The organism is Rhizobium bangladeshense, assembly GCF_001662075.1.
Classification (GTDB): domain Bacteria; phylum Pseudomonadota; class Alphaproteobacteria; order Rhizobiales; family Rhizobiaceae; genus Rhizobium; species Rhizobium bangladeshense_B.
In genome coordinates this window covers 219,544-233,679 of sequence record NZ_LYPL01000012.1, presented here as the reverse complement: position 1 = coordinate 233,679, position 14,136 = coordinate 219,544, and the positions used below count along the sequence as shown (strand labels likewise).

Here is a 14,136-nt window from a genome sequence, read left to right as displayed (position 1 = left end):
CCCGCATGCGCCGGAGCATCCCGTCTATCTGCGCTCGCCGCTCGACACGGGCACCGCCTCGGGCGAATGGTTCACGCTGAAGCCGGATGCGGAGCTGGCGATCGATCAGCGCCTCGACGATGCCGGCGCGCTGGTCTTCGATACGATGCCGCTGGCGCGGGACCACGACTATCTCGGCCGGCCGGTGCTGACGCTTGCGCTGCGCTCCAGGGCGACGAGCGGCAATCTCTGCGCCCGGCTCGTTGATGTTCATCCCGACGGCACGGCGACGCGGGTCGCCTTCGGCGTCGTTAACCTGACCCACCGCGAGGGCAACGCTGATCCGGAACCACTGACCGCGGGCGAGACGGTGTCGCTCCGGCTTGTGCTCGATGCCTGCGGTTATCGCTTCCGCAAGGGCCACCGCATCCGACTTTCGCTTTCCACCGCCTATTGGCCGATGATCCTGCCGCCGCCGGAAGACGGAGGGATCGATATCGATATCGCCTCTCTTGGTCTTGGGCTGCCGATGCTTGGCGAACACAGGAGCATCGAAATCGACGAGCCGGCCAATCCCGATCCTTTGCCGAAATATATCGAGCATGCCGCCGCCGCGACCAAACGACAGGTCGTTCGTGACCTTTCGTCGAACCGCACGAAATACCGCATTCATGAGGATACGGGGCTCTACGAACATCGTGAGACCGGCCTGTCGACCCGGCAGTTGCGGGAGGAAGTCTGGTCGATCTCGCCCGATGATCCGCTGTCGATGACGGGGATTTCGACCTGGACCTGCGACATGCGCCGTCCCGGCTGGTTCGTCCGCACCGTCGCGACTGCACGGATTGCCTGCACCGCGACCGATTGGATCATCAGCGCCATCGTCACGGCTTTCGAGGATGACGTGCAGATCTTCGAAAAAGTCTTCGCCGAAAAGAAGATCGCCCGCGACCTGATGTGATCGTCAGGCGGTCGCAAAATGCCGGACGGCCTCGCAGGTCGCGCGAAAGCCGTCCTTGGCGCCATCGCTCATGTGGCGGGCGCGCAGCCAGGCATGCACCATCTGCGGCTCCTCCCGGAACCAGACCTCGATGCCCTCCGCAGCCAGCCGGGCGGCATATTGCCGGCCGTCATCGCGCAGCGGATCGAAATGCGCGACGGTGATGAAGGCCGGCGGCAGCCCGGCAACGGACGATGCCCGCAGCGGCTCGGCGATTGCATTTCCATCAGGCGCCTGCAGGACCTCGCGATAATAGGCGACGTCAGCCGTCGTCAGGCCGGGTGCCGCGGCCATGTCGACATAGGAGCCGGCCATCAGGTCACCGCCGAGCGCGGGGTAGATCAGCACCTGGCCGACGACACCGGATAGCTCTTCGTCGCGCGCCCGCAATGCAAGGCCCGCCGCGAGATTGCCGCCGGCGCTGTCGCCGATCAGGACGACCTTACTGCCGGCGGCAAGCAGATGTTTGAGCACCGCGAAGCCGTCATCCGTCTGGGCTGGCCAGCGATATTCGGGGGCCAGCCGGTAATCGACGGAAACCAGTTCCGCGCCGGCGAAATCGGCGATCTCGGCGCAGATGGCATGATGGCTCTCGAGCGAACCGACGACGAAACCGCCGCCGTGGAGGTAGAGCAGAACAGTCCGCGTGGTGATCTTGCGAGGACGGTAGCGTCGGATCGGGATACGCTGGACCATGCCGTCCGCAAAGATCATATCCGGGGGCAGCGGGCGGTCGAAGCGCGCGCAAAGGGCATCGTACCAATGCCGCTGCTGTTCGACCGATGCCTCAATCGCATCCGGCGGATAAAAAGCATCGCAAATTGCGAGAAATTGCAGGATGCCCTTTTCGGTGGGGACAGGCGTTGGAGCGGACATTGAGGGTCCTTTCGATTTGGAACATGCAGATCCATGTCCCTGGCCGACTTTGCCGTCATCTTGCGCCTTTGCGATGGAGCCGATCTGTCCGGCAGCGACCCGTTTATGTCGCGGCGCTCGATTATTTTGAGTCCAATTCAAAATTCGCAAAAATTTTTTTGGCGTCGACCCAAGGAAAGTCATCGGAGAAACGTCTCAATCCCGAAATAGCATCTTGCTTGATAGTTTGGGGGTAGGTGCGCATTGGATGCGGAGCTCATAGAACGAGCGCAGGGGGGTGACCGAGAGGCCTTCGGGCAACTGGTCTCGCGACATTATGATTTCGTCCACGCGACGGCATGGCGATGGTCAGGCAGTTCCACCGACGCCGACGATATCGCCCAGGAGGTTTGCGTTAAGCTCGGTGCGGCCATCCGCGGCTTTCGCGGCGCCAGCCGCTTCAGGACCTGGCTCTACACGCTGACGCTTAACGCCGCCCGCGACCATAAACGCAAGCTTGCGCGGGAAGAGCAGACATTCCGCGCTTACGCGGCCGAACCGCAGCAGGGTGCGCCGGGCGGAAACGACGACGAGCTATCAAGCGAATTATGGGCGGCCGTGCGCGCTTTGCCGGAACGGCAATGCGACGCAGTGCTGCTCGTCTATGGCGAAGGCCTCAGCCATTCGGCGGCCGCCGATGTCATGGGCTGCTCGGAGGCGACCGTGTCCTGGCAGGTCCACGAGGCGCGCAAGAGGCTGAAGGCCATGCTCGGCAAGGAAGAGGTATGATGGACAAGGAACTCGAAAAGCTCTCCCACCTCGCACCGCCGGCAGCCGATCCGCAGGCGCGTGCACGCGCCCTTGCCGCGGCGATGCAGGCCTTCGACGGCGCAGAAAATAATGCAGCGGCAGCCCAAGGAAATGCGAAAGGCCGGCGTCCAAGCTCCATCATCAACTGGATATGGAGCCCTGCCGTGAATAAGAAATTCCTCGCCGGTTCAGCCCTTGCGACGCTGCTCGTCGTTCCCGCCGCCGGCTATCTCACCCTCGAGCTGACGCGCAACCAACCGATCGTCGAGAAGGAAAGGATCGCCGGCACCGTTTCGAAAAAGGAAACGCCGATACCGACTGGCCGGCCGGTCTCGCCCGCGCTTTCCGAAGCGGTGACCGAAGAGAGCCGGCTGCCTCAATCCGCGGCGGCCGACAGCGCTCGAATCGCTCAGGATCAGGAGCAGCAGTCCGCGGCGAAACCCCACGGGACACGGATATCTGATTTCAGCCCTGACGAGATTGCTGGCCTCCTGCCGAGGCGTAGAGAGGCCAACAGCTCCGTTGCGTCAGGTGCCGCCGCCCCCCAGCAGCAGTTGGCCGAGCCGATGGCCGTCGCCCCCTCGCCTGTGCCGCCGGCGGATGGACGTGCCCAGGTCCAGCTCGATCCCAGCCGCGAGCGCTTTGCCAATGCGACGGCAAATCCGATCAAGAGTGTCGCGGCCGATCCGGTCTCGACCTTCTCTGCCGATGTCGACACAGCCTCCTATTCCTTCGTCCGCAGGTCACTGACGGGCGGGGCGATGCCCGATCCGCAATCGGTGCGCGTCGAGGAGATGATCAATTATTTCCCCTATGACTGGCCGCGTCCCGATAATGCCGACCAGCCCTTCAAGGCGACAGTGACCGTGATGCCGACGCCGTGGAACCACGACACGGAACTGATGCATGTGGCGATCAAGGGTTATGACATCGCGCCGGCGACCGCGCCGCACGCCAATCTCGTCTTCCTGATCGACGTATCGGGCTCGATGGACGAGCCGGACAAGCTGCCGCTGCTGAAGAGCGCCTTCCGTCTATTGGTCAACCGGCTGAAGCCAGACGATACCGTCTCAATCGTCACCTATGCCGGCAATGCCGGCACGGTGCTCGAGCCGACGCGAGTGTCGGAGAAGTCGAAGATCCTCTCTGCGATCGACAGGCTGGAGGCGGGAGGCTCGACCGGCGGTGCCGAGGGCATCGAGGCGGCCTACGACCTGGCCCAAAAGGCTTTCGTCAAGGACGGCGTCAACCGGGTGATACTGGCGACGGACGGCGACTTTAATGTCGGCCCATCGAGCGACGAGGATCTGAAACGGATCATCGAGGAGAAGCGCAAGGACGGCATCTTCCTCACCGTTCTCGGCTTCGGCCGCGGCAATCTCAACGATTCCCTGATGCAGACGCTGGCGCAGAACGGCAATGGCAGCGCCGCCTATATCGACACGCTGGCGGAGGCGCAGAAAACGCTGGTCGAAGAAGCGGGATCGATGCTGTTTCCGATCGCCAAGGACGTCAAATTCCAGGTTGAATTCAACCCGGAACGCATCGCCGAATACCGGCTGATCGGCTACGAGACCCGCGCCCTCAAACGCGAGGATTTCAACAATGACCGCGTCGATGCCGGCGATATCGGCTCCGGCCACAGCGTCACCGCGATCTACGAGATCACGCCCAAGGGAAGTCCCGCGGTCATGAATGACGACCTGCGTTACGGCGTGCCCAGCAAGGCATCGGCCGAGACATCGGGCAGCGCGCATCAGGGCGAGCTTGCCTTCGTCAAGATGCGCTACAAGCGGCCGGGCGAGGACAAGAGCGCCCTCATCACCACGCCGGTCGACGACCGCAATACGGTTGCCACCGTCGACGCCGCTCCGCAGGATGTCCGCTTCTCGGTGGCCGTCGCCGCCTTCGGCCAGAAACTGAGCCGCACCAGTGCCCTCCATGCCTATTCCTATCAGGCGATCGGCGATCTCGCTGCGGCATCGCGGGGCGCAGACCCCTTCGGCTACAGATCGGATTTTCTCGGGCTCATCCGGTTGGCTGACGGCCTCAGCCAGCAATAGGGAAGAAGCGCCCGTGCGCTGATAAAAGGCAGGCCGCCTGAAAAGGTGGCCTCAGGCTTACCGGCAAACCACTGCAAAACCCGCGACGTCATCCTCGGCCTTGTGTCGAGGATCTATGCCGGCCCAATTAAGTCGCTGAAAATAATCGTTTTCCCGTCAAGCAATTATTGTGGTCAGATGCTCGGCACAAGGCTGCGCATGACGGAGGTGAGTTTGTCAACAAACCGGGGCCGCCTGAGAGGCGGCTCGGCGATTATCCCAGTCTTGAGCCGTTGGCCGTGAGATACACGGCGTAGAGCGACGTGGTTGCGGTGATGAAGAGGCGGTTTCGTTTCTCGCCACCGAAAGCGACATTGGAGACGATCTCGGGAATATGGATCTTGCCGATCAGCGTGCCGTCCGGGTCGTAAGCGTGCACACCGTCGCCGACGCTGGTCCAGATCCTTCCTTTCCGGTCGACGCGAAAGCCGTCGAAAAAGCCTGCGGTGCATTCGGCGAAAATGCCGCGATCGGTCAGCTCTCCATCATCGGACACGGCAAGTTTTCTTATATGACGCGGGCCGCCACGCAGATGGGTCCCGCCGGTGTCGGCGACATAAAGCACTGTTTCGTCGGGAGAAAAGGCCAGCCCGTTCGGCTTGGCGAAATCCGAGGTCATGCGATCGGTCGTACCTGTTGCCGGATCATGCCGGTAGACATGGCATCCGCCGATTTCCTCTTCGCCGTAGTCGCCCTCATAGTCGTGCAGGATGCCGTAGCTCGGGTCGGTGAACCAGACGGTGCCATCGGATTTCACGGTGACGTCGTTGGGCGAGTTGAGCCGTTTGCCGGCAATGCGATCGGCCAACACGGTAATCCCGCCGTCGAAATCCGTTCGCGTGACACGGCGCGTCAAATGCTCGCAGGTGATCAGCCGGCCCTGATTGTCGACCGTGTTGCCGTTGGAATTGTTGCTGGGCGAGCGGAAGACCGACGTCTGCCCGCTGGTATCGTCGTAGCGCATCATGCGATTGTTGGGAATATCCGAGAAGACCAGATAACGCCCGGCGGCAAACCACGCCGGCCCTTCCAGCCAGCGGCCGCCCGTCCAAAGCCGCTCGACGCGTGCATGGCCGACGAAACAGCTTTCAAAGCGTGGGTCAAGCACTTCGAACCCTGTACCCTCGATTTCTCCGAACATGTTGTCCCTCACTTCAGATTGTTATCGATATCATCTTGCCCTGTTTTTCGCCCTTCGTACAGAGATCGACGAACTGTGGAACGCAGCAGCCCTGCAATAATATCGATTGTGCGATGATAGCGATAACTTTATCGTGTCCTGAGTTGCCCCAACTCGGAAGCTGTTTGAAAGCGGAGCCGGTGAAAGACGAGGATGAGTCAAAAGGCAGACGTCTCAAGGGAGGAGACGCCCAAAAGCTGACGATGGCCGAAGTCGCCAAATATGTCGGCGTGTCGGCCATGACCGTTTCGCGCGCCTTTCGCCAGGATGCGAGCGTTTCCGAAGAGACCCGGAAGCGCATCATGGAAGCGGTCGATGCGCTCGGTTATGTGCTCGATCTCTCCGCCGGCAGCCTTTCCTCTCGGCGCAGCGGCTTCATCGCGGCGCTGGTGCCCTCCATCAACAATTCGAATTTTTCCGACACCGCACGCGGCATCACCGATGCCTTGGAAAATACCGGCCTTCAGCTCCTTCTCGGCTATACCGATTATTCCGCCGAAAAGGAGGAAAAGCTGATCGAAGCGATGCTGCGGCGGCGCCCCGAAGGCATCATCCTGACAGGTGGTTCGCATACCGACCGGGCGCGGCGCATGCTTGATAAGGCCGGCATTCCGGTGGTCGAAACCTGGGAAATTCCGGAAGAACCGATCAATCATGTCGTCGGCTTTTCCAACAGCGAGGCGATGTCTCTGCTGGTGCGCGCGCTTGCAAGCCAGGGCTACCGGCGGTTCGGCTATATCGGCGGTACAACGGCGCGCGATACGCGCGGCAGCCAGCGGCGAAGCGGTTTCCTGAAGACTGTCGAAGAATTGGGCTTGGGACCGGGACGGGCGATTTCCTTCGGCGTACCGCCGATCACGATGGAACAGGGCGGCCAGGCGGTGGTGAGCCTCCTGGAACGCTGGCCGGACACGGAAGTGGTTCTCTGCGTCTCCGACTTGTCCGCCTTCGGCGCAATCATGGAATGCAAGCGCAGGGGAATGCGCGTGCCGGAGGATATCGCCATTGCCGGCTTCGGCGACTACGAGATCTCGTCGATCTGTTATCCCAGCATCACCACGATCAATGTCGACTGTTACGGCATCGGCCGCCAGGCCGCCGCCCGCCTGCTGGATGCCCTGCAGGATGGCGGCGAGGCGAGCGCCGACGAGATCACATTGACCGGCTACAGGGTTGTGCTGCGCGAAAGCACGGAGCGCGGCGCCCGATAATCGGCCCTTGTCAGAAGGCTATCTGGACTTTCATCGATTTGCTGCGGTCGCTGGCCAATTCAAAGGCGGCGACGGCGTCGTCGATGGCAAAAACCTCTGTCAGCAGTGGCTTCAGGTCGACGCGGCGCGCGTTGATCAGTTCGACGGCAAGCGCAAACTCCTCGTGAAAGCGGAATGTTCCGCGCATCTCGATTTCCTTGGCGACGATCGTGTTCTGCGGGATGGAGACATCGCCGCCAAGGCCGAGCTGCACGAGAACGGCGCGGGGCTTCAACGCCTCCAGGCCGGCGCGCACCGCCCGCTCATTGCCTGATGCTTCGAACATGACGTCGAAATATCCCTTGTCGGCGCCGTAGGCGGCCAGGTCGGCGGCATTCGTGGCAACATTGATCGTTCGATCCGCGCCGCTGGTGCGGGCGATCGCCAGCACGCTGTCGGTCACATCGGTCGCGACGATTTCGCGGGCGCCGAGAACGCGCGCGGCAACAATCGCCAGCATCCCGATCGGGCCGCAACCGGTGACGAGCACACGTTTGCCCAGCAGCGATCCGGCGCGGCTGGCCGCATGCAGCGTCACGGCAAAGGGTTCGGCGAAGGCGGCCTCGTGAATGGAAATGCCCTCAGTGACCTTGTGGCATTGCCAGCGCTCCGCCACCAGCCTCTGGCGAAAGCCGCCCTGAATATGCGGCATCGGCATGGCGCTGCCATAAAACCGCATGTTGAGGCAGTGGTTCTGCTGTCCCTTCAGGCAACATTGGCAATGATTGCACGGCCGGCTCGGAGACACGGCAACACGGTCTCCGACGGCAAGATCGCTCACACCGGCACCCAGTGCCTTGACCGTGCCGGCGATCTCATGGCCGAGGATCATCGGCTCGCGCAGGCGCACGGTGCCGAAGCCGCCATGATTGTAATAATGCAGGTCGGAGCCGCAAATGCCGCCGGCTTCGATGGCGATTTCCACCTGCCCCTCTCCCGCAACTTCCGGCTCGCGCTCCTCGATCCTGAGATCCTTGGCGGCATGAATGACGATGGCTTTCATAGCGAAACCCTCACACGACGGGAGTTGGAAGCGGGTTGCCGGCAAAGTGCGCGGCGAGATTGTCTCTGACCAACTGGCCCATGGCCTTACGGGTTTCGACGGTACCGGAGCCGTGATGGGGCTGCAACACCACGTTTTGAAGCGTCAGGAAACGCGCATCGATCTTCGGTTCGTTGAGGAAGACGTCGAGGCCGGCAGCCTTAATGGTGCCGTTCTGCAGGGCCGTGATCAGCGCCTCTTCGTCGACCGTCGTTCCGCGCGAAACATTGATCAACATGCCGTTGGGTCCGAGCGCTTCCAGCACCTCGGCATTGATGATCTTCATCGTCGCCTGCCCGCCGGGGACGATGACGATCAGGAAATCGGCCCAATCGGCAAGTGCGACCAGTTCCGCCTGGTAGGCATAGGCGACATCTGCGTGTTCATTGCGGGCGAAATAGGCGATGTCGCAGCCGAAAGCGGCAGCCCTCCTGGCGATCGCCTTGCCGATCCGCCCCATGCCGGCGAGCCCCACCTTCTTGCCGGCTACCCGGGTCACCAGCGGCATGGCGACATTGCCCCACTGGCCGGCGCGGACGAAAACATCGGCCTGCGGAATCTGTCGCGCCGTGGCAAGCAGCAGTCCGATGGCGATATCGGCGACATCCTCGGTCAGCACGTCGGGGGTATTGGTGACGCGAATGCCGTTGGCGCGGGCATGGGAGAGGTCGATGGCATCGGTGCCGACGCCGTAACAGGAGACGATCTCCAGCTTCGGCAATTGCTTCATCAGCTCGGCGGAGGCGCCAAGTTCACCGCGCGTCGCGATGGCTCGAATATCCTTGCCGACCCTTGTGATCAGCTCCTGCCGGTCTGTCGCTTCCCACAGGCGGTGAACGCGATACTTCGCCTCCAGATCGACCATATCCCATTCCGGATAGGCTCCGGTCATCAAGATCGCTACCTCAGGCATTCCGTCTCCGCCACATTTTGACAGTTGATTATGTTATCGATAACATATAATCCGGACAAGCGATGTCAAGTGAGTTTCACCTGAAGTGGCGGTATAAGCCGACAGCGACACCGGAGGAGTTATTTGCATGAAGAACCTGTTTGATCTGACCGGACGACTTGCCCTGATCACCGGCTCCAGCCAGGGGATTGGCTATGCGCTGGCCGAGGGCCTGGCGCAGCATGGCGCGGAGGTCGTCATCAACGGCCGCACGCCCGAAAGCGTCAAACGCGCCGTCGAGAGCCTCAAGGCTCAAGGACTGTCTGCCCATGCAGCCATCTTCGATGTAACCAGCAAGGACGCCGCCAAACAGGGCATCGATGCGATCGAGGCCGATATCGGGCCGCTCGACATCCTGATCAACAATGCCGGCATGCAGTTTCGCACGCCTCTGGAGGATTTCCCGGCGGACAAATGGGAACTGCTGCTGACCACCAATATTTCGAGCGTGTTTTACGTCAGCCAGGCGGCTGCCAAAGCCATGATCGCCCGCGGTCAGGGCAAGATTATCAACATCGCCTCCGTACAGAGCGAACTGGCCCGCCCGGGCATCGCCCCCTATACGGCGACCAAGGGCGCGGTGCGCAACCTGACGCGCGGCATGTGCGCCGACTGGGCCAAGCACGGCCTGCAGATCAATGCGATCGCGCCCGGATACTTCAAGACGCCGCTCAACCAGGCGCTCGTCGACAATCCCGAATTCTCGTCCTGGCTCGAGATGCGGACGCCGGCCGGTCGCTGGGGCAATGTCGAGGAACTGGTCGGTGCCGCCGTTTTCCTCTCGGGCCGCGGCTCGTCTTTCATCAACGGCCACACGCTTTATGTCGATGGCGGCATCACGACCTGCCTTTGACAGAGACGCGATGATGGAGCTCGAGAAGGAAGCACCGCCTCCGGCTGTCGTGGTCATGGGCGTGAGCGGTTGCGGCAAATCTTCTGTTGGGGCGGGCATCGCCGCTCGAAACGGCATGCGGTTTGTGGAGGGCGATCAGCTTCACCCGGCTCGCAATGTCGCGAAGATGGCTGAGGGCATACCGCTTACCGACGCCGACCGCCTGCCCTGGCTCGACCGGATCGGCGCGGAGATAAAGACCGCGCAAAAGGCGTCGCAGGGATTGGTGATTTCGTGTTCGGCGCTGAAGAGAAGCTATCGGGACAGGCTGAGGCAAGCGGCAGGCGGGTACCTGGCCTTCGTATTCCTGGAAGGATCGCTCGATCTGTTGCTGTCGCGGATGCAGGCCCGTCAGGGCCACTTCATGCCGGCGTCGCTGCTTGATAGCCAGCTGCAGACGCTGGAGCCGCCGACCGGTGAAGCCGGTGTCGTGACGGTGGCGATCGATATGGCTTTGGATGATATGGTGGCGCTGGCTTGTGAGGGGCTGAGAGGCGTGGCCGACAAGGGAGGATTTCATGCAGGATGATTACAGAGCAGATGTCGCCGTCATCGGTGCGGGCATCATGGGCACGGCGATTATCACCCGCCTGATCGAGACCGGCCACAAAGTAACGGTCTTCGATCTCGATGCCGAAAAGCTTGCGGCGCTGGAAGCCAAGGGGGCTCGCGCAGCTGCTTCCGTGGAGGCGGCGGTCTCCGCCTCGCAATTCTGCGTGCTCAGTCTCAATCACGCCAGCATCGTCCGCGCCGTCGTTTTCGGCGAGAGGGGTGTTGCTGCGGCGGCAAGCGCCGACAAGCTGTTGATCGACATGTCTTCCATCGACCCCGCCGAAACCGCCGACATGGCGAAGCGGCTGCATGCGGAAACGGGCATGGCATGGGTCGATTGCCCGCTTTCGGGCGGCGTGCCCGGCGCGCTCGGCGGCAAATTGACGATCATGGCCGGCGGCAGTCCTGAGGATTTCGAGCGGGCGCGCGTGGTGATGCGGCATCTTGCCGCCAATTATACGCTGATGGGCGCCTCTGGCGCCGGGCAGACCACCAAGCTGATCAATCAGCTATTCTGCGCCGTGCTGTTTCAGGCGGTCGCGGAAGCCGTCAAGCTCGCGGAAGCCGGCGGCGTCGATCCCGCCGCAATTCCGGCAGCGCTTGCCGGTGGGCGGGCAGACAGCCGGATATTGCAGGAATTCATGGCAAAATTCGCCGCGCGGGATTTCTCGCCGACCGGCAGGATCGACAATATGCTGAAGGATCTGGACTCGCTTCAGGCCTTTGCGCTGAAGACCAAGACGCCGCTGCCGATGACGGGCGCGGTGGTGGAGATTCATCGCCTGCTGTGCGCCGCCGGCCTTGGGCCGAAGGACTCCGCCGAGATGATGCATCTTCTCGATGGATTTCGGCCCGGCTGACCTCATCTCGCGGTGTGGCGGATGGTCACTTTCCGCTTGACTACCGATCGATGTTATCGATAACATATTTTTGTAAGAGCTGCAGCTTTGGGAGGAGCAAACAGTGGAAGCCAAGAGACTCCTGGAGTTCCAATCGATCACCAAGAGCTTCGGCGGCACGCAGGCGCTGCGTGACGTATCGATCGATCTGCGCGAGGGCGAGATCCTTGCGCTGCTCGGCGAAAACGGCGCCGGCAAATCGACGCTGATCAAGACGCTTGCCGGCATCTACAAGCCGGATAGCGGCGACATCCTCTTTCGCGGCCAGAGCTACCATCATCGCCCGCCGAAACCGAACGAGCGGCAGCCGGTCGCCTTCATCCATCAGGATCTCGGTCTAATTGAGTGGATGACGGTGGGCGAGAATATGGGCCTGTCGCAGGGCTTTTCGCTGCGCGGCGGCCTGATCGATTGGGGAAGGACGCAGGCGCGCGCCAGGGAAGCGCTGAAACTGGTCGGTTGTGACTTCGATCCGACGACGCGGGTCTCGGCCCTGTCGCGCACCGAAAAATCGCTCGTCGCCATCGCCCGCGCGCTTGCCGTCGAAGCCGATGTTCTGGTGCTCGACGAGCCGACGGCGAGCCTTCCCGCCGACGAAGTCGATCGGCTGTTCAATGCCATCCGCCCGCTGAAGGAGCGCGGCGTCGGCATGATCTACGTCTCCCACAGGCTGGACGAGATTTTCCGCGTCGCCGATCGCGTCGCCGTGCTGCGCGACGGATGCATGGTCGGGCAGAAGCCGGTCAGCCAGACCACTCCCGACGAACTGGTGACGATGATCATCGGTCGCAGCGGCGACAGTCTCTTTTCGAAGAGTGAGATCAAGCCCGGCAAGGCGATCGTCAAGGTCCGCGACCTCGTCTGCGCCGGCACCAGTCCGATCTCCTTCGATATTCGCGAGGGCGAGCTGCTGGGCCTGGCCGGGCTGCGCGGCGCCGGCCAGGAACGGATCGGCCGGGCGCTGTTCGGCTGCGAACCCTTCAGCGGTTCGGTTCTGCTGCATGACCAGGCTCCGGATCTTTCCAGCCCGCGACAGGCCATGGCGTCGGGCATCGGTTTGATCGCCCGTGACCGGACCGAGGAATCGGTCGCGCTCTCGCTTTCCATTCGGGAAAACACCTATCTCAATCCAGGCGCCGTCGGCCGCGGGCTTTTTTCCTTCCTGTCGCCGCGCGGCGAAGCCGATCTTGCCCATGCGATCGGCCATTCGGTCGGCCTCAGGCCGAACGATCCGGATCTGCCGGCGGAAGCGCTGTCGGGCGGCAACCAGCAGAAAGTGGTCGTCGGCCGCTGGCTGGCGACCGGCCGCAAGCTGCTGGTTGCCGAAGACCCGACCGCCGGCGTCGATATCGGCGCGCGTGCGGAAATCTACCGCCTGATCACCCAGGCGCTGGAAGCCGGGCTCGCGGTCGTCGTGGTCTCGACGGATTTCGAGGAAATCGCCCATATCTGTCACCGCGCGCTGGTTTTCTCGCGCGGCAAAATCGTCAGCGAACTGAGTGGAAGCGCTCTGACGACGGAGGCGGTCATCACCGCCGCCTCCGCATCGGAAGCGGCTTGAGCCATCGGGAGAACAGCCATGCAATCCATTGAATCCACCGCGCTGGAGCCGACCAAGAGCGAAATGGCCGGCCTGTCCACCGGCCAGAAGATCGGACGCCTGATCCCGGTTTACGGCCTGGTCATCTTGACCGCCGGCCTGATCGTGATCTTCTCGATACTCCTGCCGGATACCTTCCCGACCGTGCTGAACGTCCGCTCGATCGTCTCCGACAAGGCGATCATCGCGCTGCTGTCGCTCGCCGCAATGATCCCGATGGCATCGGGCCGCATCGACTTGACCGTCGGCTACGGCATCGTGCTCTGGCACATCCTTGCCATCAGCCTGCAGACGGCCTACGGCCTGCCCTGGCCGGTCGCGGTCGTCATCGTTCTCGCGCTCGGCGTCCTCACAGGCTTCATCAACGGCCTGCTGGTCGAAGTCGCCAAGATCGACAGTTTCATCGCCACGCTCGGCACCGGCACGGTTCTTTACGCGCTTGCCCTTTGGCACACCGGCGGGCGGCAGGTGGTCGGCGTCCTGCCGGAAGGTTTCTACGCGCTGAACGGCACCATGCTGTTCGGCCTGCCGATCACCGGCTTCTATGTGCTCCTGATCGCCATCTGCATGTGGATCGTGCTCGAATACCTGCCGATCGGCCGTTATCTTTATGCCATCGGCGCCAATCCCAAGGCTGCGGCCCTCAATGGCATTCCGGTCCGCAAATTCGTGATCGGCGCCTTCGTTACATCGGGCCTGCTGGCGGCTCTGACCGGCGTTCTTCTCGCTTCGAAGCTGCGCATCGGCCAGGCAAGCGTTGGGCTCGAATATCTGCTGCCGGCGCTTGTCGGCGCATTCCTGGGATCGACGACGATCAAACCGGGGCGGGTGAACGTCTGGGGCACCCTGATCGGCGTCATCATCCTGGCGGTCGGCATTTCGGGAATTCAGCAATTCGGCGGGTCGTTCTTCGTCGAACCGCTGTTCAACGGCGTGACCCTGCTGATTGCCATCGGCATAGCAGGTTATGCCCAGCGCAAGCGCGGAGCTGTGAGGAGGATCACACCCGCATCCAAATGAGGA

General features: G+C 62.4%; 13 protein-coding genes. 9 read left to right on the top strand and 4 right to left on the bottom strand.

Annotated features, from left to right (window positions below; genetic code table 11):
• On the top strand, positions 1–940 hold a 940-nt coding region (locus tag A7X77_RS23010), incomplete at its 5' end, for a CocE/NonD family hydrolase C-terminal non-catalytic domain-containing protein (protein ID WP_280950348.1).
• A gap of 3 nt (positions 941–943) precedes the next feature.
• Here A7X77_RS23010 and A7X77_RS23005 read toward each other — a convergent pair.
• Positions 944–1,855, bottom strand: coding sequence for an alpha/beta hydrolase (locus tag A7X77_RS23005; RefSeq protein WP_064685143.1), 912 nt, complete (start codon positions 1,853–1,855; stop codon positions 944–946).
• A gap of 243 nt (positions 1,856–2,098) precedes the next feature.
• Between A7X77_RS23005 and A7X77_RS23000 the strand changes: the two genes are divergently transcribed.
• Together A7X77_RS23000 and A7X77_RS22995 are read left to right on the top strand one after the other, a co-directional pair.
• A complete protein-coding gene (locus A7X77_RS23000; protein WP_064685142.1) occupies positions 2,099–2,623 on the top strand; it encodes an RNA polymerase sigma factor in 525 nt (174 codons plus the stop codon).
• Positions 2,620–4,707 carry a vWA domain-containing protein gene (locus A7X77_RS22995; RefSeq protein WP_064685141.1) on the top strand — a complete coding sequence of 696 codons (2,088 nt, stop codon included), beginning with the start codon at positions 2,620–2,622 and terminating at the stop codon, positions 4,705–4,707. The genes A7X77_RS23000 and A7X77_RS22995 overlap by 4 nt, the downstream gene beginning before the upstream one ends.
• Positions 4,708–4,960: 253 nt before the next feature.
• On the opposite strand, the gene A7X77_RS22990 is transcribed toward A7X77_RS22995, so the two are convergent.
• Entirely contained in the window at positions 4,961–5,887 is a 927-nt protein-coding gene (locus tag A7X77_RS22990) for an SMP-30/gluconolactonase/LRE family protein (RefSeq protein ID WP_064685140.1), read from the bottom strand.
• Positions 5,888–6,066: 179 nt separating this feature from the next.
• Here A7X77_RS22990 and A7X77_RS22985 point away from each other — a divergent pair, with 179 nt between their 5' ends.
• Positions 6,067–7,137: a LacI family DNA-binding transcriptional regulator gene (locus tag A7X77_RS22985; RefSeq protein WP_064685159.1), complete on the top strand. Its 1,071-nt coding sequence runs from the start codon at positions 6,067–6,069 to the stop codon at positions 7,135–7,137.
• Between the two features lie 10 nt (positions 7,138–7,147).
• On the opposite strand, the gene A7X77_RS22980 is transcribed toward A7X77_RS22985, so the two are convergent.
• Both A7X77_RS22980 and A7X77_RS22975 read right to left on the bottom strand, forming a co-directional pair.
• Positions 7,148–8,179 carry an L-idonate 5-dehydrogenase gene (locus A7X77_RS22980; protein WP_064685139.1) on the bottom strand — a complete coding sequence of 344 codons (1,032 nt, stop codon included), beginning with the start codon at positions 8,177–8,179 and terminating at the stop codon, positions 7,148–7,150.
• Positions 8,180–8,189: 10 nt separating this feature from the next.
• Complete coding sequence (locus tag A7X77_RS22975; RefSeq protein WP_064685138.1) at positions 8,190–9,131, bottom strand: 2-hydroxyacid dehydrogenase; 942 nt, start codon at positions 9,129–9,131, stop codon at positions 8,190–8,192.
• A 127-nt stretch (positions 9,132–9,258) separates the two neighbouring features.
• Between A7X77_RS22975 and A7X77_RS22970 the strand changes: the two genes are divergently transcribed.
• From A7X77_RS22970 to A7X77_RS22950, 5 genes are all read left to right on the top strand, one after another.
• Positions 9,259–10,023, top strand: a complete 765-nt coding sequence (locus A7X77_RS22970) for an SDR family oxidoreductase (RefSeq protein WP_064685137.1) — start codon at positions 9,259–9,261, stop codon at positions 10,021–10,023.
• 13 nt (positions 10,024–10,036) lie between these two features.
• Positions 10,037–10,591 (top strand): gluconokinase, encoded by a 555-nt coding sequence (locus A7X77_RS22965; RefSeq protein WP_064685158.1) that lies wholly within the window; start codon positions 10,037–10,039, stop codon positions 10,589–10,591.
• Positions 10,581–11,474 (top strand): NAD(P)-dependent oxidoreductase, encoded by an 894-nt coding sequence (locus A7X77_RS22960; protein WP_064685136.1) that lies wholly within the window; start codon positions 10,581–10,583, stop codon positions 11,472–11,474. Before A7X77_RS22965 ends, A7X77_RS22960 begins: the two co-directional genes overlap by 11 nt.
• Positions 11,475–11,577: 103 nt before the next feature.
• Entirely contained in the window at positions 11,578–13,074 is a 1,497-nt protein-coding gene (locus A7X77_RS22955) for a sugar ABC transporter ATP-binding protein (RefSeq protein WP_064685135.1), read from the top strand.
• An 18-nt stretch (positions 13,075–13,092) separates the two neighbouring features.
• Positions 13,093–14,133 carry an ABC transporter permease gene (locus tag A7X77_RS22950; RefSeq protein WP_064685134.1) on the top strand — a complete coding sequence of 347 codons (1,041 nt, stop codon included), beginning with the start codon at positions 13,093–13,095 and terminating at the stop codon, positions 14,131–14,133.
• Positions 14,134–14,136 lie beyond the last annotated feature (3 nt).